A 21,681-nucleotide genomic window follows, 5' to 3' on the forward strand; every position below is an offset into this window, starting at 1 on the left:
CCTATGATTTCTGTTTGCGTTGGATGTTTTTGCGTACTGCAGTGAGCAACGCTTCCTGTTCGTTGGGCAGGTTGCCTGACTGCACGCGTTCCAAAAGATAGGCAAGCATGTGCTTGATTTCTTCCTTGGTTATAAGTGCCAATAAGTCCTTGCCACTGATGTGCAAATCCTTGGGGCTGACAGGCATACGCTTGCGAGCCAGTTCTACAACTTGCTCGCCTAAAACTCTGCCTTCTGCCATCAGCTTTTGGTCTTCGCGGGCATGGGTTGCCCCCATATCTGCCAAAAAGACTTCTACCAACAGTTGGAAGGCATCCGTCATTTCTGCGCTGCTTTTGAAAGTACCGCTGTTGGCTTCTGCACGTACCCAACGGAGCAGCGTGCGTTCTCCCGTCAGCAGCATGGGGGCGAAACGCATGTGCTGCGCCACCAGCCATGTTACCAACTTGATAAAGTCAGGGTTGTAGCGCCAGCGGGTAAGGATATCTTTCGCCATGACAGCGCTTAAAGCTTCGTGCCCAGGGTCAGTAGGCTGTCCGTCCTTGTTCAGCTTGCGGATTTGCGGCATGCCTTTGCCTAAATCATGGAGCACTAAAGCCCAACGAATCGCTAAATCGCGAGGACTGTCATCGATGGCTAAAAGTGTATGTTCCCAAGTATCGTAAATGTGGTATTTGGGATTTTGGTGGAGGTTTAAAAGATGTTCTGCTTCCGGCAGCAGGGGGACTTCTGTAATCCTGCCATGCTCTTTGACGCAGCAAGTGGTGCCTAAAAGTCCTGTTGCCATCATTAACATCAAACCACGTCCTGCATAGGGACTTACTAGCAGCTTGTCCATTTCCTTGCGTACGCGCTCTAAAGAAAGACGGGCACAGCGTTCAACGGGGAATTTATAGGTCTGTGGTAAATAGTAGGGCGTGCCTTCCATGCCGCAGGGACCTTGGCTGGCAGCGTCATCTACGTAGGTAAAGCCCAGTTGCGCTACGAAACGGCAGGCACGGAGCATACGCAGAGCATCTTCTTGGTAGCGTTCTGTACCAATGCCTACAGGGCGCAATATTTTCGCTTCCAAGTCCTGCTGTCCACCGAAATAGTCATAAAGATTGCCTTGTAAGTCCAAGGCCATAGCGTTAACGGTAAAATCTCTGCGTGCTAAATCTTCCCGCAGTGTTTGACAGTACCAAGTGGCTGTAGGACGATGGACATCGCCTTCGCCGTAGGTTTCGCCACGGAAGGTAGTAACTTCCGTAGGTTTGCCTTCCAATACGATTACCACGCAGCCAAAATTATTGCCTAGATTATCAACCACTTGCCAATCCTTGCTTTGGCAGATTGCTAAAACTTCTTCCGGGGTAGCGTTGGTAGTAATGTCAAAATCGCCGGGCTCAATGTTTAAAAGCAGGTCGCGGACAGCACCGCCTACAAGGTAGGCTTGGTAGCCTGCAGTGTTCAGGGCGCCTAGAATCGTGGCCGTATAGATGGGGATATGCCTTTGTAAATCAGGTATGTGCACGTTATCACCTTATTTGTATCATTCGTAATCCATACCATCGTCCTTGAGCCTGTATTCCACATTGATACCGAAGTATTCCCACAGCAGTTCCTTCAGTTCTGCACCATTGTGGATTTTATAACGGTATTTTACGCGGCCTCCTAAATAGAATTTGAGGTAGTTGCCACGGATGGTGATATTACAGTCCTCGCGGAAGATGGAGAGTTTTTTGTTTTTGATAAAGGGAGAGTCGGGATGGGCGTCGCACCAAAAGGCAGCAGTGATAAAATCTTTGTCGATTTGCGGTTCTTCCGTAAAGCCAAAAAGACGCTTCCAAGGTTTGCCTTTTTCCTTCTGCCACAGAAGCCAGCCCCAAAATTCGTCTTTCGTAAATTTATATTGGCTGATGCTGTCGCTCTGGATTTTGTTCTCTGTTAGCTCCAAGGGAATACGTGGGCTTTCACTGTTGACACCTACATCGGTTAAATAGCGTTTGTTATCGATGGTTACGCACATTACCCGATGGCGGCGGATTTGGTAGACATCCAGCTTATCTATATAGCGGGCAGCAAAGCTGGTAACATTGAACCCCAAGGATTCCAGCAACCAGTTATATAAACCGTTAAGTTCAAAGCAGATGCCGCCACGGTTATGGATGATTAGCTTTTGAAACATATCGTAATGTTTGAGGGAAGTAATTCTGCCGTTAAGACAGTCGAAATTTTCGTAGGGGATAAACTTTAAATGAGCGTCCTGCAATTTTGTCAAAGTGGGCAGGTCCGCAGCAGGCTGCAGTTCGTTTAGCTGCAGTTTGTGCAGATACTGCTTGATTTGCAGGTCGGTCATAGGCTTACCATTGATTGAAGGCTTCATGGCACATCATCTCCATCATCATAGCTTTCTTATAAATATATTTTATCACGAATGAAAGGTGGCCGCAAATATCAAGAGAATTTGCTGTAAATGTTTGAAAAATTCCGTTAACAGGTGTATAGTTATAACTATAATGGAGAGGTCGTATAATGCTGTGGCAGTAGTGCTGCAAGCGATGTGGAGGTGTTGCTGTATGGCCTTGCTATCTTTGGTGATGCTGTTGGTTGCCATTTTCTTAGGGTTCTTCCGTAAGATGAACACAGGTCTTTTGTGTATCGCTTTTGCTCTTGTTTTGGGGCGGTTGGCGGGCATTTCCGATAAGGAGATTATCAAAGGCTTTAATTCTTCCCTATTTATTATGCTTTTGGGTGTAACCTATTTGTTCAGCTTGGCGCAGATCAATGGCTGCCTAGATTTATTGGCGAAAAAGGTAGTAGCTTTGGCCGGGAAGCGTGTTTACTTGGTGCCCATTATTATCTACGTTTTCTCTACGGTTCTTTCTGCTCTTGGTCCTGGTACTGTGCCTACTATGGCGATTATGATGGTGTTCTCCATGGCTTTGGCAGCGGAGATGGGCATTCATCCTGCTATGCTATCAGCGCTGACGGTTTTAGGTGCCAGTGGCGGCGGTGTTTCACCTTTGGCGGCAACGGGTATTATCGGTATCAATTTGTGTGCAGAGTTTGGCTTGACGGGGATTGAAAAACAGTTTTTGCTGAATGGTGTTTTGTCCTCCACTGTTTACGCTGTTGTTGTCTATATTCTTTTGGGTGGTTATAAACTGCGCATGGATGAAAGCATTATCCACGAAAAAACTCCTCCCTTTAATGCTAAACAGGAAATTACTTTGGCAGGTATTATCGTTATGGTAGTGCTGGTTATGGTTTTCCATATAAATGTTGGCTTGGTTGGTTTTGCTATTGCTGCTGTACTCAGCTTCCTGCATGTGTCCGACGAGGGCGAAGCTTTGAAGCGTATCCCGTGGGGAACATTGCTCTTGATTACAGGTGTTGGCGTGTTGATGCATATTATTATTGACCAAGGCGGGATTAAGATGTTAAGCAGCGCGCTGGTTTCTGTGATGAACGAAAAGACGGCGGTGTCCATTATGGGCGTTTGCTCCGGTCTTATGAGCTGGTTTAGCAGCACCAGCGGTGTAGTAATGCCCACGCTGATTCCTACGATTCCCCATATTGTAGCACAGCTCAATGGTGCCGTAAGTTCGCTGGAATTGGCAACTGCTATTACTATGATTAGCAATACTGCAGGTATCAGCCCTCTTTCTACTGGTGGTGCGTTGGCATTGGCTGCTTATTCTTCTGCTGCAGGTGCTTCTTACGAGGAGCAGCATCATCTCTTCGTCAAAATGTTCATGATTTCTGCTTTGGGCGTAGCCTTTTTAAGCCTGTGTGCTTATTTTGGCCTATACCATTGGTTGTTATAAATGTAAAAATAAGTTTATTTTAATGAGAAAATATGATATAATTACAACAGTTGCAGGAGATGCTTTCTGTGTTTCTTGCCCGGTTGTGTAAATCGGTAGCACTTGCTGAGCTTTCGGCAAGTGCTTTTTTTATTGACGTTTAAGAAAGGAAGGGATTATAATGGAAGTACAAAATATTGTACTTAAAAGGAGAAGCCCTATGTTAGCTGTTAACTATTCCACTTTGCGTGAAAATATGAAAAAAATATTAGATATAGTAACCGATGATTACGAGACTGTAATCGTTACTCGCAAGGATAAAAAGAATGTGGTGGTGATTTCCGAAGAAGCGTATAATAATTTTATGGAAAATTTGCATATCATGGGCAACCCTGCTAACTATGATTGGCTCATGGAATCTAAACGGCAGTTTGAGCAAGGCCGCATGGCTGTGCATGATGTGGAAGAAGAATATGGCAAAAAATAAATGCTTTACTGAAAATGCTTGGCAGGATTATCTTTATTGGCAGGGAGAAGACAAGAAAACCGTTAAAAAGATTAATCAGCTTTTGGATGATATCAGTCGTAACGGAAATGTTGGAATTGGCAAACCGGAACCGCTTGTTGGACCTTTAGCCGGATTTTGGAGTAGGCGCATCAATAATAAAGACAGGCTTATTTATAGGTGTGACGAAGACGTTATATATATTCTCGCCTGTCGTTACCATTATAGTAAGAATATGGAATAAAAATAAAAAACACCAAAAGTTATACGTAGAGAACGCGTATAGCTCTTGGTGTTTTATTTTTTTGAGGGGATTTTTAGGGTACTAAAAGCAGCTCTATGCCAAAGACGACGGCACAGCAGAAGCAGGCTACTTGGAATAAGGAAAGGCCGCGCCATGCAGTGGCGATGCCGACAAGCAGTGCAGCTGCACCTGCCGCAGGATGCTGGGTGTCATTGACAATAGCAGGAAAAGTCATTACTGCCAAAGTAACGTAAGGTACGTAGTATAGGAAAGAACGAATGAAGGGATTTTTAATTTCCTTGCGGATCAGAGTGAGGGGAAGAACTCTGATAGCGTAGGTGACGAGGGCCATAATGGCAATGTAAATATAAATATTGTGCTCCATAATGACCTCCTATTTGACGGGATGCAGGATTGCAGCAAGAGCGGAAATAGCTACAGTCAGAATGATAGTTCTGGTGCCGCCGCTTAATGCAGCTAAAACATCCCAATAGTTAGCGATAAAGCTAGCTGCGAAGCTGACCAATACTACTGTAAGAATAATGCGACTCTTTTTGGCAGGGGGGATAATAACTGCCAAGAACATGCCGTATAAAGCAACGCCTAAAGCGCTGACCAGACGGCCTGGCAATTGGCTGCCTGCGATAATGCCCATAGCTGTACCAAGGGACCAACCGGGAATAGCCATACACATAGCACCGTAATAGTACATGGGCTGCAGGGCTCCTGCTCTTGCAATGGCAATGCCAAAAAGTTCGTCCGTAACCGCAAAGGCTACTGCCAAACGATGGTAGAAAGGCGTATCCGGACTAAAGCGTTGGCTTAATGCGCAACTCATCAGCAAATAGCGGGCGTTAGCGATAAGGGTAACAAGGGCGATTTCCAGATAGCCTGCACCTGCGCCGATCAGGGTTATTGCAGCAAATTCACCGGCACTGGTGTTGTTGAGCAGGCTTGCCAAAAAGCCTTGGAAAACGCTGAAACCGCTACTGCGACAAATAATACCCAGAGAAAAGGCCACGGCAAAATAACCGAGGCCGATGGGAATGCCGTCATGCACCCCCTCCCAAAAGGGAGAAGATGCACTAGGCTTATCCAATTTTTTTATGTACATGTTATTTCAGCAGTTCTGCTGCAACAAGATGGCCCATTTCAGAGGTAGAAACTTTCTTCAAGCCTTCTGCATACAGGTCGGGAGTACGGTAGCCTTGTTCCATAACGGCTTCAACAGCTGCTTCCATAGCATCTGCTGCTTCGCCTTGGTTCAGGCTGTAGCGCAGCATCATAGCAACGCTGAGGATGGTTGCCAAGGGGTTGGCAATGCCTTGACCGGCAATGTCGGGAGCACTACCATGGATGGGTTCGTACATACCGGTGCCATCGCCTAAGCTTGCGCTGGGCAGCAGACCGATGCTGCCTGCAATGGTGCTGGCTTCGTCACTGAGGATATCGCCAAAGATATTGTTGGTCAAGATTACGTCAAATTGTTTGGGGTTCAGAACCAGCTGCATTGCGCAGTTATCAACATAGAAATTGTTCAGTTCGATTTCCGGATAATCTTTTGCTTGCATTTCTGCAACGATTTTACGCCACATACGGCTGGAGCCCAATACGTTGGCTTTATCAACGCTGGTAACTTTGCCACGACGTTTTTTAGCAGCTTCGAAAGCAAAGCGGGCAATACGCGCGATTTCAGGACGGGTATAGAGTTCAACGTCGCTAGCTTCTTCTACGCCGTCAGCATTGAGGTGTGCTTCGTTGTGTTCACCAAAGTAAATACCACCGGTCAGCTCGCGAACGATCAAGAGGTCTGCACCTTCAGCACGTTCGGTCTTCAAGGGGGACAGATGAGCAGTGAATTTAGAAACGGTCATGGGGCGCAGGTTACAGTACAGGCCCAATGCTTTACGGATGCCTAAGAGGCCTTTTTCCGGACGGATGGTGGGGTCAACGTTATCCCATTTGGGACCGCCAACAGCGCCCAGCAGAACTGCATCAGCAGCTTTAGCTGCAGCGATGGTTGCTTCCGGCAGGGGAACGCCGGTTGCATCGATAGCGCAGCCACCGATTAATTGCTTGTCATATTCAATTTCAAAGCCAAATTTTTTAGCAGCAGCGTCCAATACTTCAACAGCTGCATCAACGATTTCTACACCAATGCCGTCACCGGGCAGTAAGCAAATCTTCATTATTTGTGTTCTCCTTTAACATAGTTGATCAGGCCGCCGCAGTCAGCGATCTTTTGGATGAATTCCGGCAGGGGTTTGGTTTTAATAACAATATCCCTGTTAGTAATCTTGATTTCGCCTTTATTCATATCTACGTCGATGGTGTCGCCGGGTTGGATTTTTTCAACATCAGCACCAATCTCCAATACGGGCAGACCAATATTGATAGCATTGCGGTAGAAAATGCGGGCGAAGCTGTCAGCAACGATGCATTTAATGCCTTTAACCTTCAGAACAACAGGAGCGTGTTCACGGCTGGAGCCGCAACCGAAGTTTTTGCCGGCAACGATGTAGTCACCGGGCTTTACGCCTGCAGCGAAGTTTTCTACCAAGTTTTCCTTGGCATCTTCCATAGCGTGTTCTGCCAATTCGTTGAAGTCGGCAATATTCAAATATCTTGCGGGGATAATTACGTCAGTGTCAATGTGGTCGCCATAACGCCATACTTTGCTCATTTTACTACCTCCTCAGGGCTGGTGATGTAGCCTGCGATTGCGCTGGCTGCTGCAGTGTAGGGGCTAGCCAGATAAACTTCGCTGTCTACGTGGCCCATACGACCGCGGAAGTTGCGGTTGGTGGTGGAAACAGCGCGTTCGCCTGCTGCCAGGATGCCCATGTAGCCGCCCAGGCAGGGACCGCAGGTGGGAGTGGATACTGCTGCACCTGCATCGATGAAGGTATCGATGTAACCGCGATGCATAGCTTCTTTATAAATTTCCTGGGTAGCAGGAATGATGATCATGCGGACATGGTCGCAAACTTTGTGACCTTTGAGGATTTCTGCAGCTTGTTCCAAGTCTTCCAAGCGACCATTGGTGCAGGAACCGATAACGACTTGGTCAATCTTAATATGATGGCTTTCTTTTGCAGGGTGGGTGTTTTCCGGCAGGTGAGGATAGGAAACAACAGGAACCAGTTCGTCCAGTTTGATATCCAGTACACGGGAATATTCTGCATCTTCGTCGGCAGTAACTGCTTCCCAAGGACGGGTTACGCCACGTTCTTTGAGGAATTCGATGGTTTTTTCGTCAACGGGGAAAATACCGTTTTTGCCGCCTGCTTCAATAGCCATGTTGCAGATGGTCAGACGATCAGCCATGCTCAGTTGGGAGATGCCTTCGCCTGCAAATTCCAAGGATTGGTAACGAGCGCCGTCTACACCGATCATACCGATGATGGTGAGGATGATGTCTTTGCCCTTTACATATTTGGGCAGGGTACCGGTCAGGTTAACCTTGATTGCTTGGGGAACCTTGAACCAGGTGGTACCGCTGGCCATAGCACAGCCGATATCGGTTTGGCCCATACCGGTGCTCAGTGCGTTCAGTGCGCCGTAGGTGCAGGTGTGGGAGTCTGCGCCGATTACGATTTCGCCGGGAGCAACTAAGCCTTTATCCGGCAGCAGTGCGTGTTCGATACCCATGTGACCAACTTCAAAATAGTTGGTGATATTGTGTTTGCGAGCAAAGTCGCGCATACGCTTGCACATGGTTGCAGATTTAATATCCTTGCAGGGAGAGAAATGGTCAGGAACAAGAGCAATCTTGTCTTTATCGAAAACAGGCTTGCCAATCTTTTCAAATTCAGTAATTGCCGGGGGACCGGTGATGTCGTTTGCTAATACCAGGTCTACTTGGGAAACCAGCAGATCACCGGCGCTAACGCTGTCACGGTGAGAGTGCTTGGCTAAAATTTTTTCAGTCATTGTCATTCCCATGATGAATACCTCCACTTTCCTTCATATAAGTAAATGATTTTAAAAACTACTTCAAGTTACCATGGTGGTAAATAAAAAAGCCCCTACCTGCTTCCACAGATAGGGGCGAATGTTTCGCGGTACCACCCTAAATTTTACTTCATTTTTATCGACTTGCTTCCGATGGCCTAACGCTGCCTGGCGTTCATTCCTACTTAGTTCAGAATGACTGCTTGCGGGTGAGCTTCTTTGCCTGGATGGTGACGGCTTGCACCAAACGCCGTCTCTCTAAAGCCTTGGGCCAGGTAAATTTTCCCGTTCATTGCATTTGTTATGAGTATTGATTTTGGTAACAACACTACATCGTGTTCCTCTCATTATGACAATTTACGCCTGATTTGTCAAGTATAATTTTCACATTTGGCGATATTTTGCATGGTGTGTGCGTGTACAGGGGAAGGTGTACATGGAATTTTACCAGTGCTTTTAATTGCTTTTTTATCCTTAATATGGTAACATTTATCTATATAGACTTTGCGATAAAAGGAGAGATAGCATGACCACTACTGAACAAGAACTCATTCTCGTCATCGACTTCGGCGGCCAGTATAATCAGCTGATTGCTAGACGTGTACGTGAATGCAATGTATATTGCGAAATTGTTTCCTATACTCATGATTTAGAAAAAATTAAAGCTAAAAAGAACCTGAAGGGCATTATTTTCACCGGTGGTCCTAACAGCGCTTATCTGCCTGATTCTCCCACCATCGATCCGGAAATTTACACTTGGGGCGTACCCGTGCTGGGTATCTGCTACGGTAGCCAATTGATGATGCACATGCTGGGCGGCAATGTTTGCGTTGCTCCTGAGCGTGAATATGGTAAAACTCTTGTTGATCTTGATACTACCAGCCCCATGTTCCAAGGTCTGCCTGACCAGAACGTATGCTGGATGAGCCATAACGACTATATTGAAAAGCTGGCTCCCGGTTTCAAGATTGTTGCCCACACTCCTGCCTGCCCTGTAGCAGCTGCAGAGGACGCTGAGCGTAAGCTGTATGCAGTACAGTTCCATCCGGAAGTGCTCCATACCGATAATGGTACCAAAATCCTGAGCAACTTCGTATATAATGTTTGCGGTTGCAGCGGAACTTGGAAGATGGATTCTTTCGTAGAGCAAACTGTTGCTGATTTGAAGAAACGCATTGGCGACGGCAAAGTGCTGTGCGCTTTGTCCGGCGGTGTTGACTCCAGCGTTTGTGCAGCTATGCTGGCAAAAGCTATTGGCAAACAATTGACCTGCGTATTTGTAGACCACGGCCTGCTCCGTAAAAACGAGCGTGAAGAAGTTTGCGCTGTTTTCGGCGAAGGCGGTCAATTTGATATTAACTTTATCTGCGTGGATGCCCGCGAACGTTTCTATGGCAAACTGGCTGGCGTAACCGAACCGGAAAAGAAACGCAAGATTATCGGCGAAGAATTTATCCGCGTATTTGAAGAAGAAGCTAAGAAAATCGGTGCAGTTGACTACTTGGCGCAAGGCACCATTTATCCCGACGTTGTAGAAAGCGGTTTGGGCGGTGAATCTGCTACCATTAAGAGCCATCACAATGTTGGCGGTCTGCCTGATTTTGTAGATTTTAAAGAAATCGTTGAGCCTTTGCGCGATTTGTTCAAGGACGAAGTTCGTCAATCCGGTCGTGAACTGGGCTTGCCGGAACATCTTGTTTCCCGTCAACCCTTCCCCGGTCCTGGTTTGGCAATCCGCATTATTGGCGATATTACTCCTGAGAAGGTTGCTATTGTCCAAGATGCAGATGCTATTTACCGCGAAGAAGTGGACAAGCTGCCTCTGAGCGAGCGCCCCAGCCAATACTTTGCAGCGCTGACTAATATGCGCAGTGTAGGCGTAATGGGCGATGGTCGTACTTATGATTATGCAATCGCTCTGCGTGCTGTAACCACCACTGACTTTATGACTGCGGAAGTTACCATGCTGCCTCCGGCAACCATTACTGCTGCTGCCAACCGTATTGTCAACGAGGTTAAGAACATCAACCGTGTACTCTTTGACTACACTACTAAACCCCCTGCTACTATTGAGTTTGAATAATTAACAAGAAGCGGAAAAGTCAGTATTTATGCGGACTTTCGAGTTTACAAAAAGCATTTTGATAACAATTTGATAACAGTAGTTTTACAGCATTTATTTTTCTGTGAACCAGTGGTTTACAGGTAATGTGAAAAACAAATAGTAAAGGCTTAACTGAACGTAAAAATTCAGTTAAGCCTTTTTGTCGTCCCAGATGGATTATTTATTGTTTTTTGCCTCACGAAAAGCAAGCACTTCCTTACGGAATCGTTCTGTTTCATGTTTTGGATAATGATATCTCCATTCATCATATTCGTCCTTAGTTATCTCGCCACGACGCAGCTTTTCGGCAGTGCGGTTCCAGGAGTAGAAAAGATCGAACATTTGTGGATATGATTTGGAGTGGCGGTCAAGGCGCAGACAAATTTCTCCATCCAGATCATCAATTTTTAAACCGTAGATATCTTCTAATGTAAATAGTGTGTGCATGAGTCCAATATATGTGTCAATGTCCGGAACATTTAATGCTTCGGGTGCAACACCGAGCGTATCTGCAAGAGCATTTAAGTAAACTTCTTTTGGATTGCGTTTTCCGGTTTCATACTGTGCGATACGGACATCCGCCTGACTTTCGCTAAAACCAACAGAAGTACCGAGAAATTTTTGTGTCATGCCACGAAGATTACGGAAAAAGTGAATGCGTTCACCAATAGCCATAGAAAATCTCCTTTCAAAAAGAGTGATATTAGTTGTTTGATTAGAGATATCATAGCATATTAGTTTGGTACAATCAAGATATAAAACATAAAAATATAATTTCTGATAAAAATTATATAAAAAAATTTAGAAAATAGCTTGTAATCCACTTGCAAAGTATAATAAGCTGTGCTAACATATAAATACGATACAAATAAGTATAGTACGAGTGAAAAAACAAAACAAAAAAATAAAACTGAATGACCGACCAAACTGATACACGAATCCGGGGAAGCAGGTGATGAACTCGTGAAGGGAGCCTGCCAAGGAAGTGAAAACGACACAGCGCCGAGCAGGGTTGCCTGTTAGGAAACAGTAAGGAGAGAACGGCAAAACAAGTACAAAAAGAGGAAAGAGAGGTAGTTTATGGAGAAAATGTTTATGAGAGTAGATGAGGTGGCAGAGGTACTTGAGGTATCAATTCCGTATGCGTATAAGCTGATTCGTAAAATGAATGCGGAACTGGATAAATCCGGTTGTCATACCATCGCTGGTAGAGTTGACCGTAAATTTTTTTACGAACACTTTTATGGTACGAAGTCATATGAAAGGGGGAAATAGGATGCCAGTATACAAGAATGATAAAAACGGAACATGGTATGTGATGGTTCGTTATAAAGACTGGAGAGGCGACCGAAAACAGAAATGCCAGAGAGGATTTGCGACGAAGCGTGAAGCACAGGAGTGGGAGCGACAGTTCCTGCTGCAGAAATCAGCAGATATTGACATGACGTTGGAAAGTTTCTGTGAACTGTTTGAAAAAGATGTTCGTCCGAAATTAAAGGAAAACACATGGATGACAAAAGAACACATTATTCGCACCAAGATTTTACCGTATTTGGGAAAGAAAAAACTTTCTGAAATCACGGCACGAGATGTGATTGACTGGCAGAATGAAATGCGTAAATTAACCGGAATAAATGGGAAACCATTATCGCCAACGTATTTGAAAACCATTCATGCACAGTTAAGTTCTATTTTTAATCATGCAGTTCGTTATTATGATATGAATTCCAATCCGGCATTGAAAGCAGGGTGTATGGGAAGTGAAGAATGTAAGGAAATGGAATTTTGGACAAAGGAAGAATATCTGAAATTTTCAGAGGCAATGATGGACAAGCCATTATCCTATTATGCTTTTGAACTGCTGTACTGGTGTGGGATTCGTGAAGGAGAATTGCTTGCGCTGACTCCGGCAGATTTTGATTTCAAAAATGAGATGTTGAGAATCAATAAGTCTTATCAGCGTCTGAATGGAAAGGATGTAATTACTCCGCCAAAAACGAAACAGAGCAATCGAATGGTTAAGATGCCGAAATTCCTGTGTGATGAAATGCAGGATTGCATGAAGATGTTTTACGATCTGAAAGATACAGACAGATTGTTTCCGGTAACAAAGCATTACCTGGCAAAAGAAATGGTGAGAGGATGCAAGGAAACCGGTGTGAAGAAAATTAAAATTCATGGTTTGAGACATTCACACATTTCATTCCTGATTGACAGAGGTTTTACCGCTTTGGCGATTGGAAAAAGAGTGGGGCACAGTGGGGAAAAAATCACGTACCGCTATGCACATCTGTTTCCGTCAAAACAGGATGAAATGGCAAATAAACTGGATATGGAAAGAGCAGAGAAAGGGGAAATGGAGGATGTCAGATAAAGTAATGGATAAGCAGGGAAGATGGAGAAATAAAACAGTTGCATTTCGTGTTTCACCGGAGGAAGATGCAATGCTTGAAACGGCAGTAAGAGCGTCCGGCTTAACCAAGCAGGATTATATTATTCGAAGATTACAGGAAAAAGCGATTGTGGTTCAGGGTAATCCGAGAGTATACAAGGCTCTTAAAAATGAGTTTCAAAGTATACTGGAGGAACTAAAACGTATCGAAGTTGGAGAACAGGTAAATGGTGATTTAATTGAAGTGATTATGTTTCTTGCGGAGATTATGAATGGAATGAAGGAGGAAACGGAGTGGACAAAAGAGTAGCAAAAGAAAAGACTGTTCCGATTCCAGTTGTTGGCGCAACAGGGGAACAGCCTTTATGTAATAAACACAATGAAATTATAGCAGATTTGAATGCAATTTCAATGACAGAATTATATGAAAAAGTATATCCACCGAAAATTCCGGTGGTAGACGGATTTCTGAATTGCGGCACCTACTTGTTTGTGGGTGCCCCGAAAGTTGGAAAATCATTTTTTATGGCACAGCTGGCATATCACGTTTCCATGGGAAGTCCGCTGTGGGATTATCCGGTGTGTCAAGGTTCGGTTTTGTACTTGGCATTGGAGGATGATTATGCGAGATTGCAGCAAAGGTTGTCGAGAATGTTTGATATGGAGAGCAGCGATCATTTCTATATGGCAACCAAGTCGAAAACGTTAAATGAAGGTCTGGATATGCAGTTGGAAGAATTTGTGAAAGAACATCCGGATGCAAGGTTGATTATTATTGATACGTTGCAGAAAGTTCGTGAAGCCGGAGGGGAACATTACAGTTATTCTAACGATTATGAGATTGTAACCAGATTAAAAGCGTTTAGCGATAGTCATAATATTTGTCTGCTGACTGTTCATCATACGAGAAAAATGGAATCACAGGATAGCTTCGATATGATTTCTGGAACAAATGGACTTCTTGGTGCTGCTGATGGTGCATTTATCATGCAAAAGAAAAAACGGACTGACAATACAGCAGTTATGAATATTGTAGGACGTGATCAGCAGGATCAGGAGCTGACATTGGAATTTGACAGAGAACGATGTGTCTGGAAAAAGACGAAAGCGGAAACAGAAAATATCTCTAATCCAGTAGATCCACTGCTTGAAAAAATAGCATCATTTATGAAAGAACAAAAAGAACCATGGACAGGAACCGCATCAGAACTTCTTGAAAGGATTCCGGATATTTCGGTTAAGGCAAACGTACTGGTAAGAAAGTTGAATGTAAAAGCGGGGTGCTTGTATAAAGACTACGGAATTTTATATGAACCGAAGCAGAGGACACCGGAAAAGAAAGAGTTTTGTCTATCGGTTTTTAATAATGAGAAAGTAAGTATTGTTTCTGAAAATTAGAAGAATGACGATTATGACGGTAATGACGATGTTTTAGATTGCTGAACGGTATGAATAATATCGTCATAATCGTCATTACCGTCACGGAGGGAATGCGTGCTATGAAGAACGTACAGATATCTTATGAATTATTTTTTCAGATGCTGAAATATCATTTGATGGAAGATGAATCCTGTGAACTTGATATAAAAAAAGGTTTGGAAAAGAAATTGGATGCACTGGTTATGCGTGAATTATACACAAAATCTAAGACTGCATCATCAGAAGAAGAACGTGAAGCAGCCAGAAAAGAATATTTGGACAGACGGGGAGTGCTGGAAGCATTTCGATGGTAAACAGTTCCTTGTCAGTTGAAAACAGAAGCGTGTCACGCTTTCTGTAAAAGAAAAACAAAGAATTGGAACAGGTCGGAAACGACCAAAAATAAAAAAATCATGGGAGCAGGAACAAATGAATAGCCCTCGGCGTCTGAGAGCGAAATACACCTTTTGCACAAATCTGAAGATTTATGACAAATGGTATTTCGCCCTCCGGGGGAACTGACGGAAAATTCCGTCAGTTCAAATGCTAACGCATTTGTTAATGGTGCGTTTACGCACAAAATGTTCGTAAACGATATCCTATGATATCACTCATAAAAGGGGGCGAGGATTGTAGCAAGAAGACATTCGTTTATCAGACAATATAAACTGGATAATGTATGTGGCAGAGTTGATTATATCAGCAATCCGGATAGGCAGGAATATTTGTATGAAACATATTCCACAGTAGAACCAGAGTTTTGGAAAGAACTTGCTGAGCAAAATCGATATGATTTTAAGCGAAGCAATTCGAAAGGACAATGCATCGAAGCAAGGGAACTGGTCATTGCTTTGCCGGAAAGTTTCCAGAGATATGATAGAAAATTGTTACTGCAATTATTTACAGAACAGTTCCGAAGCACTTATGGTGTGCAATGTACAGCGGCTTTGCATCACAATAAAAAGAAAACCAATTATCATATTCATTTGATTTACAGTGAGAGAAATGTTCTGGAACAGAAGCTGATCAAACGTGCCAGTCGGAATATGTTTTATAACGAAAAAGGAAAACATGTTCGTACGAAAAAGGAGATTCAGGATGAGAATGGGGATGTTCGTTCTGGCTGTTATGTAATTCCAAAAGGCGAAATTTATGAGATGAGTTATTTTGACAGCAAGGAAGAAAAGTTTAAACAACAGTCTTTCTTGAAAGAAGTGAAGCTGATGTATACAGATTTGATGAATCAACTGGTAACTGATGAAGCTGAAAAATTAAGCGTCTTTGAACCGGAAGGACCATATCTTGCAACGAAAAAGATAGGTAAGAATAATCCGAAGGCGGAAGAAATGTCTGCAGATAATGATGCAAGACAGGAATGGAATCGGACGGTGGATGAAGCATTGGTAGCGGGTGTTTCATCAGAGGAGATTGCAGAAGTTAAGAAAGAAAATATCAGTCTGCCGGTAAGAGATTCTATTCAAAAGGAAGGTCAGAAGCCTGGACTACTCCGACAGATTTTAAAGAATGCGGTTGCTGTTCTTTTGGAAAAGATTCGTGCAGTTGTTGTTTCGGAGAAGCCGGAATTAAAGGTGGATATGGAAGAATTTCAGGAAATGCAGGATGTGAGAAAAAATCTTTTGGCAATCCAAAAAGCAATTCATAAAATTGATACGAAGATTGCAGAAAAGCAAGAACGCTTGAATAAATTAACAGGGATTTCGGGAGCTTTTCATTTGAAAGAGAAAAAACTTTTGATGAATGAAATCAGCAGTTTGATATCGGAACGAACAGAAAAGAGTAAGTCGTTGAATCGGATTGTAACAGAAACTGGATATCGTAGCGTGGACAGTTTTATGAAAGCATTTAAAAAATCAAAAGTGCTTGTAGAGGTGTATTTGAAGATGACTGAAAATGGCGAAGTAAGTTCGCAGCAAATATCTGAAAAAAGAGCAAGTACACGTGCTGACATACGAAAGTATCAGGAAGTGGCGAAAGCCTACAAGTTAACCGGCAAACGCAGGGAGAATGTACCGAAAAAGGGCATGGAAATTGAATAATAATAGAAAGACGAGGATAAAACTATGCAGGAATTAAAAAGACGAATTTCTGAAAATGGAATTGAATATGTGTTGGTAGGTGACTACTATCTTCCGGAAATGAAGTTGCCGGAAGAAAAAAGAAGTATCGGACATTATGGAAGACTGCACAGAGAATATCTGCGGCAGGTTAAGCCGATGGTGTTTGATGATTTGATTCTGACAGGACAACTGTGGTCGTATTTGGCTGATTTGAATGAGCAGGCAACGGAACGCAGAAATGTGATGATGCAGCAGTTAATGGAAAAAGAAAATGTGACAGAGGAACTGAAGCAAAAGAACAGGTACGAATGGGTGAGGAGGATGAATGGCATCAGGAGCAGGGTGGATGAAATCATTATGAAGGAAATGATTTATTGTTGATTTTTGAAGGCTTAAGGGAAGGCAAGATTGTTGCTTGCCTTCCTTAAAATTTAATTTTGTTTTAATAGACAGAAATACACAAAACAGTTATGATTATAAAACAAACTACACAGTGAAAGGAAGGATTTTTATAAGAGAAGGACCTGAAAACTTTAAATTGGAGGAATCCACAATCTGGTCATTTCCGGATAGAGGGAAATGGGCAACGCATTCAGGGAAATATAGAGGAAATTGGTCACCTTATATTCCACGAAATCTTATCTTACGATATACCAAAGAAGACGATTGGGTATTGGATCAATTCTTGGGAAGTGGAACAACATTGATCGAGGCGAAACTTTTGGGAAGAAATGCCATTGGAATTGATGTTAATCCAGACGCCATCAAATTATCTGATTATAATCTGAAATTTTCAATTCAAACAAATTCAAAAATTTTCACACGGCAGGGAAATGCAAGAGATTTATCATTTATTAAAAATAGCAGTATTGATATGATTTGTACACATCCGCCATATGCCGATATTATTGAATACAGTGATAGCATTCCGGAGGATATGTCTCATTTGCAATATGAGGAGTTTCTTTTGGCAATGAAAGATGTAGCAGTAGAAGCAAATAGAGTTTTGAAGAAAAATGCTATTTGTGCGTATATGATCGGTGATGTACGGGAGAAAGGATATGTTCGTCCTTTAGGAATGGATAGTATGAATGTATTTTTGGAATCTGGTTTTAAATTAAAAGAAATCATAATCAAGGAACAGCATAATTGTAGATCGACAGAATATTGGCAGAAAAAGAAGAAAAATTTTCTGATGTTAGCACATGAATACATATTTGTATTGGAAAAGCAGTAAAGAAATAAAATTCAGCAAACGCTGAATTTGTGATTGCTTTTGCTGAATTCTCGGAGTATACTTAGTGGGTAAGGTAATGAGAATTAATGTCCGCTTATGTAGGTGCAAGAGGTGTGAAATGGCAATTAGTTATAAAAAATTGTGGAAATTATTAATAGATAAGGATATGAAGAAAAAAGATTTGTGTGTTGCAGCAGGAATTAGCCATGCTTCAATGGCTAAGTTAGGAAAGAATGAAAATGTTACTACAGATGTATTGTTGAAGATATGTACAGCTTTGAAATGCGATATAAGTGACATTATGGAAATTACGGAGATTGAGTCATAATGAAAGGAAATACTATGGCAGAGCGAGCACTCGAAAAGAAAAGTCATGTACAGGCAAAGCCCATATTAAAATGGGCAGGCGGTAAAACGCAGATGTTGGGAGATTTATTGCCTAAAGTACCTGCTTCATATGGACGATATATTGAACCGTTTATTGGTGGTGGAGCAATGTTTTTTGCATTGAATCCGAATGATGCGGTTATTGCGGATAGCAATCCAGAACTGATCAATATGTATACTCAAGTTGCTGAAAATGTAGATGAAGTAATTACATATCTGAAACAATACGAAAATACACAGGAAATGTTTTACGAGGTCAGAGCATTAGAGTGGCAGGATTTGTCAAAGGCAGAGGCGGCAGCAAGAACCATTTATTTGAATAAAACCTGCTTTAATGGACTTTATCGTGTAAATAAAAAAGGTAAGTTTAATGTTCCGTTTGGAAGATACAAATCTCCTAATATTTGCGATGTAGAGGTATTATATGCGGCAGCAGAAGTGTTGCAGAAGGCTAATATAGTTTGTGGAGATTATTTATCTGTATTAAAGGAATATGCAAGACCAGGAGACTTTATTTTTTTAGATCCACCATATTTGCCGATTTCCGAATATGCTGATTTTAAGCGCTATACAAAAGAGCAGTTTTACGAAGAAGATCATGTTGAACTGGCAAAAGAAGTATTTCGTCTGCAGGAATTAGGATGTCATGTGATTTTGACGAATTCTAATCATCCATTAGTACATGAATTGTATGAACCATTCAATATTGAAGTGATTCAGACGAAACGATATATTTCATGCAGCGGAAGTAATAGAAAAGGGGAGGATATTATTGTAACAGTACCTCCAAAAAGAAAAATGATGATTAAACTGGTTCCGGAACCATTGCCTGAGCAGATGAGCAAATATCCAGCAACAAGATTTATGGGTTCCAAGAGCAAACTGCTTTCAGAGATTTGGTCGGTTGCGTCACAATTTGAGTTTGACACAGTAGTTGACTTATTTGCAGGTTCCGGCATTGTTGGTTATATGTTTAAAACTCAAGGGAAATCAGTAATCAGTAATGATTATATGGCTATGTCTGCAACATTTGCAAAGGCTATGATTGAAAATAATGGAACAATTTTGCCTGCTGAAGAGGCTGAAAAATTACTAATACCATCTAAAGAGTCAGATCACTTTGTTGCAGATACATTTCAGGGCTTGTATTATACAGATGAGGAAAATGATTTAATAGATATTATAAGAACGAATATTGCTTCCATCAAAGACCCATATAAACATGCGATTGCGATGACAGCATTGATTCGAGCATGTACTAAAAAGCGCCCTCGTGGAATTTTTACGTATACCGGAGATAGATATAACGATGGTCGTAAAGATTTAAAAAAATCGTTAGAACAACAGTTTTTAGAAGCGGTACAGGCTGTAAACAAAGCGGTATTTGATAATGGAAAAGTGAATAAGGCAAAACATGGAGATGCAATGGAGCTCAAAGCAGGAACTCCAGACCTTGTATATATTGATCCGCCATACTATTCTCCGCTCTCTGATAATGAATACGTGAGACGTTATCATTTTGTGGAAGGTTTAGCACGAGATTGGAAAGGCGTGGAAATCCAACAGAATACATTGACGAAGAAGTTCAAGTCATATCCGACACCGTTTTCTACAAGGAAGGGTGCTGCGGACGCTTTCGATCAGTTGTTTAAAAAGTTCAAGGATAGTATTTTGATTGTATCCTACTCATCGAACAGTTTGCCTACACAGGATGAAATGGTTGCAATCATGGCGAAATACAAACAACATGTAGAAGTTATTCCGATAGACTATACCTACTCTTTTGGAAACCAAAATGGAGCAAAAACGAATAGAAATAGAGTTCAGGAATATCTGTTTGTTGGATTTTGATAAGAGGTTATATTATGAACGAAAAAATTGATATTTGGTTGGTCGGTAATACCGGCTTAAGAAATCCTAATCGAATCCAAGAAGGTTTTTCGGTTTTTGCGAACTCACCATTTGTTGGAAATTTGCGTGGAAGAGAACAGGAAATTGGATTTATGAATTTGCTGAATGAAAAAGGTATCATTCAGAATGAGAGCGGAAAAGATGAATCGGGAAGTCATGCTCGAAAATGGAGATTGATGTTTGCGAAAAACGGTTTTATTTATCCACAAGTGAGAAAAGCAGATGGAAAGCAGGAAGAATTGGGAGCACTTGATGATCTGACACCATTTGGTAAGGCTTTTTTAAAAGCAGATACTTATCCTGCTGTTCAAGAATGCTATTTGCGTGCGATGAGTGTGGAACAATTTCCAATGCCGGATGGTGGTGGCTATTTTTCACCATTAAGATGGCTGTTGGCTATTATGTTGGAATTAGAAAAAAGAACAGGTTCATCAGAGCTTAGTCGAATTGAATTTGCATTATGGGGACATACAACTAATCCGAGTTATGATCTAAATGAGGTAGTTGATAATATTCTCGATTTAAGAAACAGAAGGGAAAAAGCACCAGCGAAACGTCCGTTTGATAAAAAAGAAATTGAAAAAAGAGGCGAAAATTACGATAAGAAGAACGATAACTTCTTGGATTATAGCGATATGAATATGAGATATCTTCGTATTTCCGGTGTGCTTCAGCGAAAAGGACGAGGTCTCATAATTGTTCCGGCAAAGCATGTTTTGGCAGAGAAACTTGCAAAGAACGCTGCGTGCCAGGAATCCCTTATGTGTCAATATCAGAAATTGTGCAATGGGGCACCATTACCAACAGATGATATGAATGTTGCAAAAGTGTTATTGGATGATCTGAAGAAGCAGATGAAGGAACGTCATATTGTCTTTGATATTTCAGATTTGCCATTAAACAATTCTAACGAGATCAATATTGCCAGACAGCGTTTGGAAGGTATTTTGGCACAAACTGATGAAATCGCTTATGCAAATGAACAATGCAATCAGTGGAGAGAAATTGCAGATTATATGTCGCTTCTTATGAAGGGCGGAGGTAAACTTGTATATGACGAAGATAATGCAATAGAAGTTCCTAAGGATGAAACACCTGCATATCTCGAATGGGTGTTGTGGAGAGCGGCACTTGCAATCGATCATATGGTGAATAAACCATATGAAGTGCGTGGATTCCGTTTAGATTCAGATTTCTTACCAGTATCAGCAGCAGGTGGTGGAAAAGGTGATTTATACTGGGAGTATGAAAACTTTACGATTTTGACAGAGGTTACAATGTCAACATCATCCAGACAGGAAGCGATGGAAGGTGAACCAGTTAGACGTCACGTTTCCGATGCAGTTCTGAAATACGATAAGCCTGTGTATGGAATGTTTATTGCGGTTAAGATTGATACGAACACTGCGGAAACTTTCAGACACGGTATTTGGTATGCAAAAGGCGATGTGAAACAGCGATTAGATATTGTTCCGTTAACATTGGAACAGTTCCAGCGATACTTTGTGGCAATGTTTGAGGCGAAAAAAGCGGAGCCGGAAAGATTACAGTCGTTGATTTTAAAATGTGAATCAAATAGGGACATGGTGGATGCACCGATGTGGAAATGGTATATTGATGTGACGGTGACGGAAAAAATTAATGAACTTAAGGAAGGGTAAT

The 21,681-nt window shown here is 42.2% G+C and carries 23 protein-coding genes and 1 other annotated feature; of the genes, 15 read left to right on the plus strand and 8 right to left on the minus strand.

Features of this window, described 5'->3' with window-relative positions; all coding sequences use genetic code 11:
• Nucleotide 1 precedes the first annotated feature (1 nt).
• Both ACJMM4_RS00680 and ACJMM4_RS00685 read right to left on the minus strand, forming a co-directional pair.
• The gene (locus tag ACJMM4_RS00680) at nucleotides 2-1,513 is read right to left on the minus strand and encodes a CCA tRNA nucleotidyltransferase (protein ID WP_405379851.1); all 1,512 of its coding nucleotides are present in this window, start codon (nucleotides 1,511-1,513) and stop codon (nucleotides 2-4) included.
• Nucleotides 1,514-1,531: 18 nt separating this feature from the next.
• Nucleotides 1,532-2,365, minus strand: coding sequence for an arylamine N-acetyltransferase (locus tag ACJMM4_RS00685; RefSeq protein ID WP_405379853.1), 834 nt, complete (start codon nucleotides 2,363-2,365; stop codon nucleotides 1,532-1,534).
• 193 nt (nucleotides 2,366-2,558) lie between these two features.
• Here ACJMM4_RS00685 and ACJMM4_RS00690 point away from each other — a divergent pair, with 193 nt between their 5' ends.
• The 3 genes from ACJMM4_RS00690 to ACJMM4_RS00700 all read left to right on the plus strand — a co-directional run bounded on the left by ACJMM4_RS00690 (nucleotide 2,559) and on the right by ACJMM4_RS00700 (nucleotide 4,537).
• Entirely contained in the window at nucleotides 2,559-3,809 is a 1,251-nt protein-coding gene (locus ACJMM4_RS00690) for an SLC13 family permease (RefSeq protein WP_405382532.1), read from the plus strand.
• A gap of 199 nt (nucleotides 3,810-4,008) precedes the next feature.
• The gene (locus tag ACJMM4_RS00695) at nucleotides 4,009-4,275 is read left to right on the plus strand and encodes a type II toxin-antitoxin system Phd/YefM family antitoxin (protein WP_405382534.1); all 267 of its coding nucleotides are present in this window, start codon (nucleotides 4,009-4,011) and stop codon (nucleotides 4,273-4,275) included.
• Nucleotides 4,262-4,537, plus strand: a complete 276-nt coding sequence (locus ACJMM4_RS00700) for a Txe/YoeB family addiction module toxin (protein WP_405382536.1) — start codon at nucleotides 4,262-4,264, stop codon at nucleotides 4,535-4,537. Before ACJMM4_RS00695 ends, ACJMM4_RS00700 begins: the two co-directional genes overlap by 14 nt.
• Before the next feature lie 73 nt (nucleotides 4,538-4,610).
• Here the strand turns inward: ACJMM4_RS00700 and ACJMM4_RS00705 are convergent, their stop codons facing one another.
• The 5 genes from ACJMM4_RS00705 to leuC are packed head-to-tail and all read right to left on the minus strand — an operon-like array spanning nucleotide 4,611 to nucleotide 8,482.
• Complete coding sequence (locus ACJMM4_RS00705) at nucleotides 4,611-4,922, minus strand: AzlD domain-containing protein (protein ID WP_405382538.1); 312 nt, start codon at nucleotides 4,920-4,922, stop codon at nucleotides 4,611-4,613.
• A 9-nt stretch (nucleotides 4,923-4,931) separates the two neighbouring features.
• Nucleotides 4,932-5,651 (minus strand): AzlC family ABC transporter permease, encoded by a 720-nt coding sequence (locus tag ACJMM4_RS00710; protein WP_405382540.1) that lies wholly within the window; start codon nucleotides 5,649-5,651, stop codon nucleotides 4,932-4,934.
• A gap of 1 nt (nucleotide 5,652) precedes the next feature.
• The gene (leuB, locus tag ACJMM4_RS00715; protein ID WP_405382542.1) at nucleotides 5,653-6,726 is read right to left on the minus strand and encodes a 3-isopropylmalate dehydrogenase; all 1,074 of its coding nucleotides are present in this window, start codon (nucleotides 6,724-6,726) and stop codon (nucleotides 5,653-5,655) included.
• The gene (locus ACJMM4_RS00720) at nucleotides 6,726-7,220 is read right to left on the minus strand and encodes a 3-isopropylmalate dehydratase small subunit (RefSeq protein WP_405382544.1); all 495 of its coding nucleotides are present in this window, start codon (nucleotides 7,218-7,220) and stop codon (nucleotides 6,726-6,728) included. Before ACJMM4_RS00720 ends, leuB begins: the two co-directional genes overlap by 1 nt.
• Nucleotides 7,217-8,482 (minus strand): 3-isopropylmalate dehydratase large subunit, encoded by a 1,266-nt coding sequence (leuC, locus tag ACJMM4_RS00725; protein ID WP_405382546.1) that lies wholly within the window; start codon nucleotides 8,480-8,482, stop codon nucleotides 7,217-7,219. Before leuC ends, ACJMM4_RS00720 begins: the two co-directional genes overlap by 4 nt.
• A gap of 98 nt (nucleotides 8,483-8,580) precedes the next feature.
• Nucleotides 8,581-8,793 (minus strand) — a binding site (T-box leader).
• Between the two features lie 224 nt (nucleotides 8,794-9,017).
• Between leuC and guaA the strand changes: the two genes are divergently transcribed.
• On the plus strand, nucleotides 9,018-10,574 hold the full coding sequence (gene guaA, locus ACJMM4_RS00730) for a glutamine-hydrolyzing GMP synthase (RefSeq protein WP_405382548.1): 1,557 nt from the start codon (nucleotides 9,018-9,020) through the stop codon (nucleotides 10,572-10,574).
• A 198-nt stretch (nucleotides 10,575-10,772) separates the two neighbouring features.
• On the opposite strand, the gene ACJMM4_RS00735 is transcribed toward guaA, so the two are convergent.
• Nucleotides 10,773-11,270: a helix-turn-helix domain-containing protein gene (locus ACJMM4_RS00735; protein WP_405382550.1), complete on the minus strand. Its 498-nt coding sequence runs from the start codon at nucleotides 11,268-11,270 to the stop codon at nucleotides 10,773-10,775.
• 405 nt (nucleotides 11,271-11,675) lie between these two features.
• Here ACJMM4_RS00735 and ACJMM4_RS00740 point away from each other — a divergent pair, with 405 nt between their 5' ends.
• The 11 genes from ACJMM4_RS00740 (at nucleotide 11,676) to ACJMM4_RS00790 (ending at nucleotide 21,680) form a co-directional block, all read left to right on the plus strand.
• The gene (locus tag ACJMM4_RS00740; RefSeq protein ID WP_405382552.1) at nucleotides 11,676-11,870 is read left to right on the plus strand and encodes a DNA-binding protein; all 195 of its coding nucleotides are present in this window, start codon (nucleotides 11,676-11,678) and stop codon (nucleotides 11,868-11,870) included.
• A 1-nt stretch (nucleotide 11,871) separates the two neighbouring features.
• Entirely contained in the window at nucleotides 11,872-12,969 is a 1,098-nt protein-coding gene (locus tag ACJMM4_RS00745) for an Arm DNA-binding domain-containing protein (protein WP_405382554.1), read from the plus strand.
• Complete coding sequence (locus tag ACJMM4_RS00750; protein WP_405382556.1) at nucleotides 12,959-13,297, plus strand: plasmid mobilization protein; 339 nt, start codon at nucleotides 12,959-12,961, stop codon at nucleotides 13,295-13,297. The genes ACJMM4_RS00745 and ACJMM4_RS00750 overlap by 11 nt, the downstream gene beginning before the upstream one ends.
• Nucleotides 13,282-14,385: an AAA family ATPase gene (locus ACJMM4_RS00755; protein ID WP_405382558.1), complete on the plus strand. Its 1,104-nt coding sequence runs from the start codon at nucleotides 13,282-13,284 to the stop codon at nucleotides 14,383-14,385. Before ACJMM4_RS00750 ends, ACJMM4_RS00755 begins: the two co-directional genes overlap by 16 nt.
• A 101-nt stretch (nucleotides 14,386-14,486) precedes the next feature.
• Nucleotides 14,487-14,720 carry a complexin-2 gene (locus ACJMM4_RS00760; protein ID WP_405382560.1) on the plus strand — a complete coding sequence of 78 codons (234 nt, stop codon included), beginning with the start codon at nucleotides 14,487-14,489 and terminating at the stop codon, nucleotides 14,718-14,720.
• Between the two features lie 411 nt (nucleotides 14,721-15,131).
• On the plus strand, nucleotides 15,132-16,463 hold the full coding sequence (locus ACJMM4_RS00765) for a MobA/MobL family protein (protein WP_405382562.1): 1,332 nt from the start codon (nucleotides 15,132-15,134) through the stop codon (nucleotides 16,461-16,463).
• A gap of 24 nt (nucleotides 16,464-16,487) precedes the next feature.
• Entirely contained in the window at nucleotides 16,488-16,865 is a 378-nt protein-coding gene (locus ACJMM4_RS00770) for a TnpV protein (protein ID WP_405382564.1), read from the plus strand.
• 112 nt (nucleotides 16,866-16,977) lie between these two features.
• Entirely contained in the window at nucleotides 16,978-17,721 is a 744-nt protein-coding gene (locus ACJMM4_RS00775) for a TRM11 family SAM-dependent methyltransferase (RefSeq protein ID WP_405382580.1), read from the plus strand.
• A gap of 118 nt (nucleotides 17,722-17,839) precedes the next feature.
• The gene (locus ACJMM4_RS00780; protein WP_405382566.1) at nucleotides 17,840-18,049 is read left to right on the plus strand and encodes a helix-turn-helix domain-containing protein; all 210 of its coding nucleotides are present in this window, start codon (nucleotides 17,840-17,842) and stop codon (nucleotides 18,047-18,049) included.
• The gene (locus ACJMM4_RS00785; protein WP_405382568.1) at nucleotides 18,049-19,959 is read left to right on the plus strand and encodes a Dam family site-specific DNA-(adenine-N6)-methyltransferase; all 1,911 of its coding nucleotides are present in this window, start codon (nucleotides 18,049-18,051) and stop codon (nucleotides 19,957-19,959) included. Before ACJMM4_RS00780 ends, ACJMM4_RS00785 begins: the two co-directional genes overlap by 1 nt.
• A 14-nt stretch (nucleotides 19,960-19,973) precedes the next feature.
• A complete protein-coding gene (locus ACJMM4_RS00790; protein ID WP_405382570.1) occupies nucleotides 19,974-21,680 on the plus strand; it encodes an AlwI family type II restriction endonuclease in 1,707 nt (568 codons plus the stop codon).
• Nucleotide 21,681: the final 1 nt, after the last annotated feature.

Origin of the sequence: Phascolarctobacterium sp. (assembly GCF_045124115.1) — a bacterium.
GTDB lineage: Bacteria > Bacillota > Negativicutes > Acidaminococcales > Acidaminococcaceae > Phascolarctobacterium_A.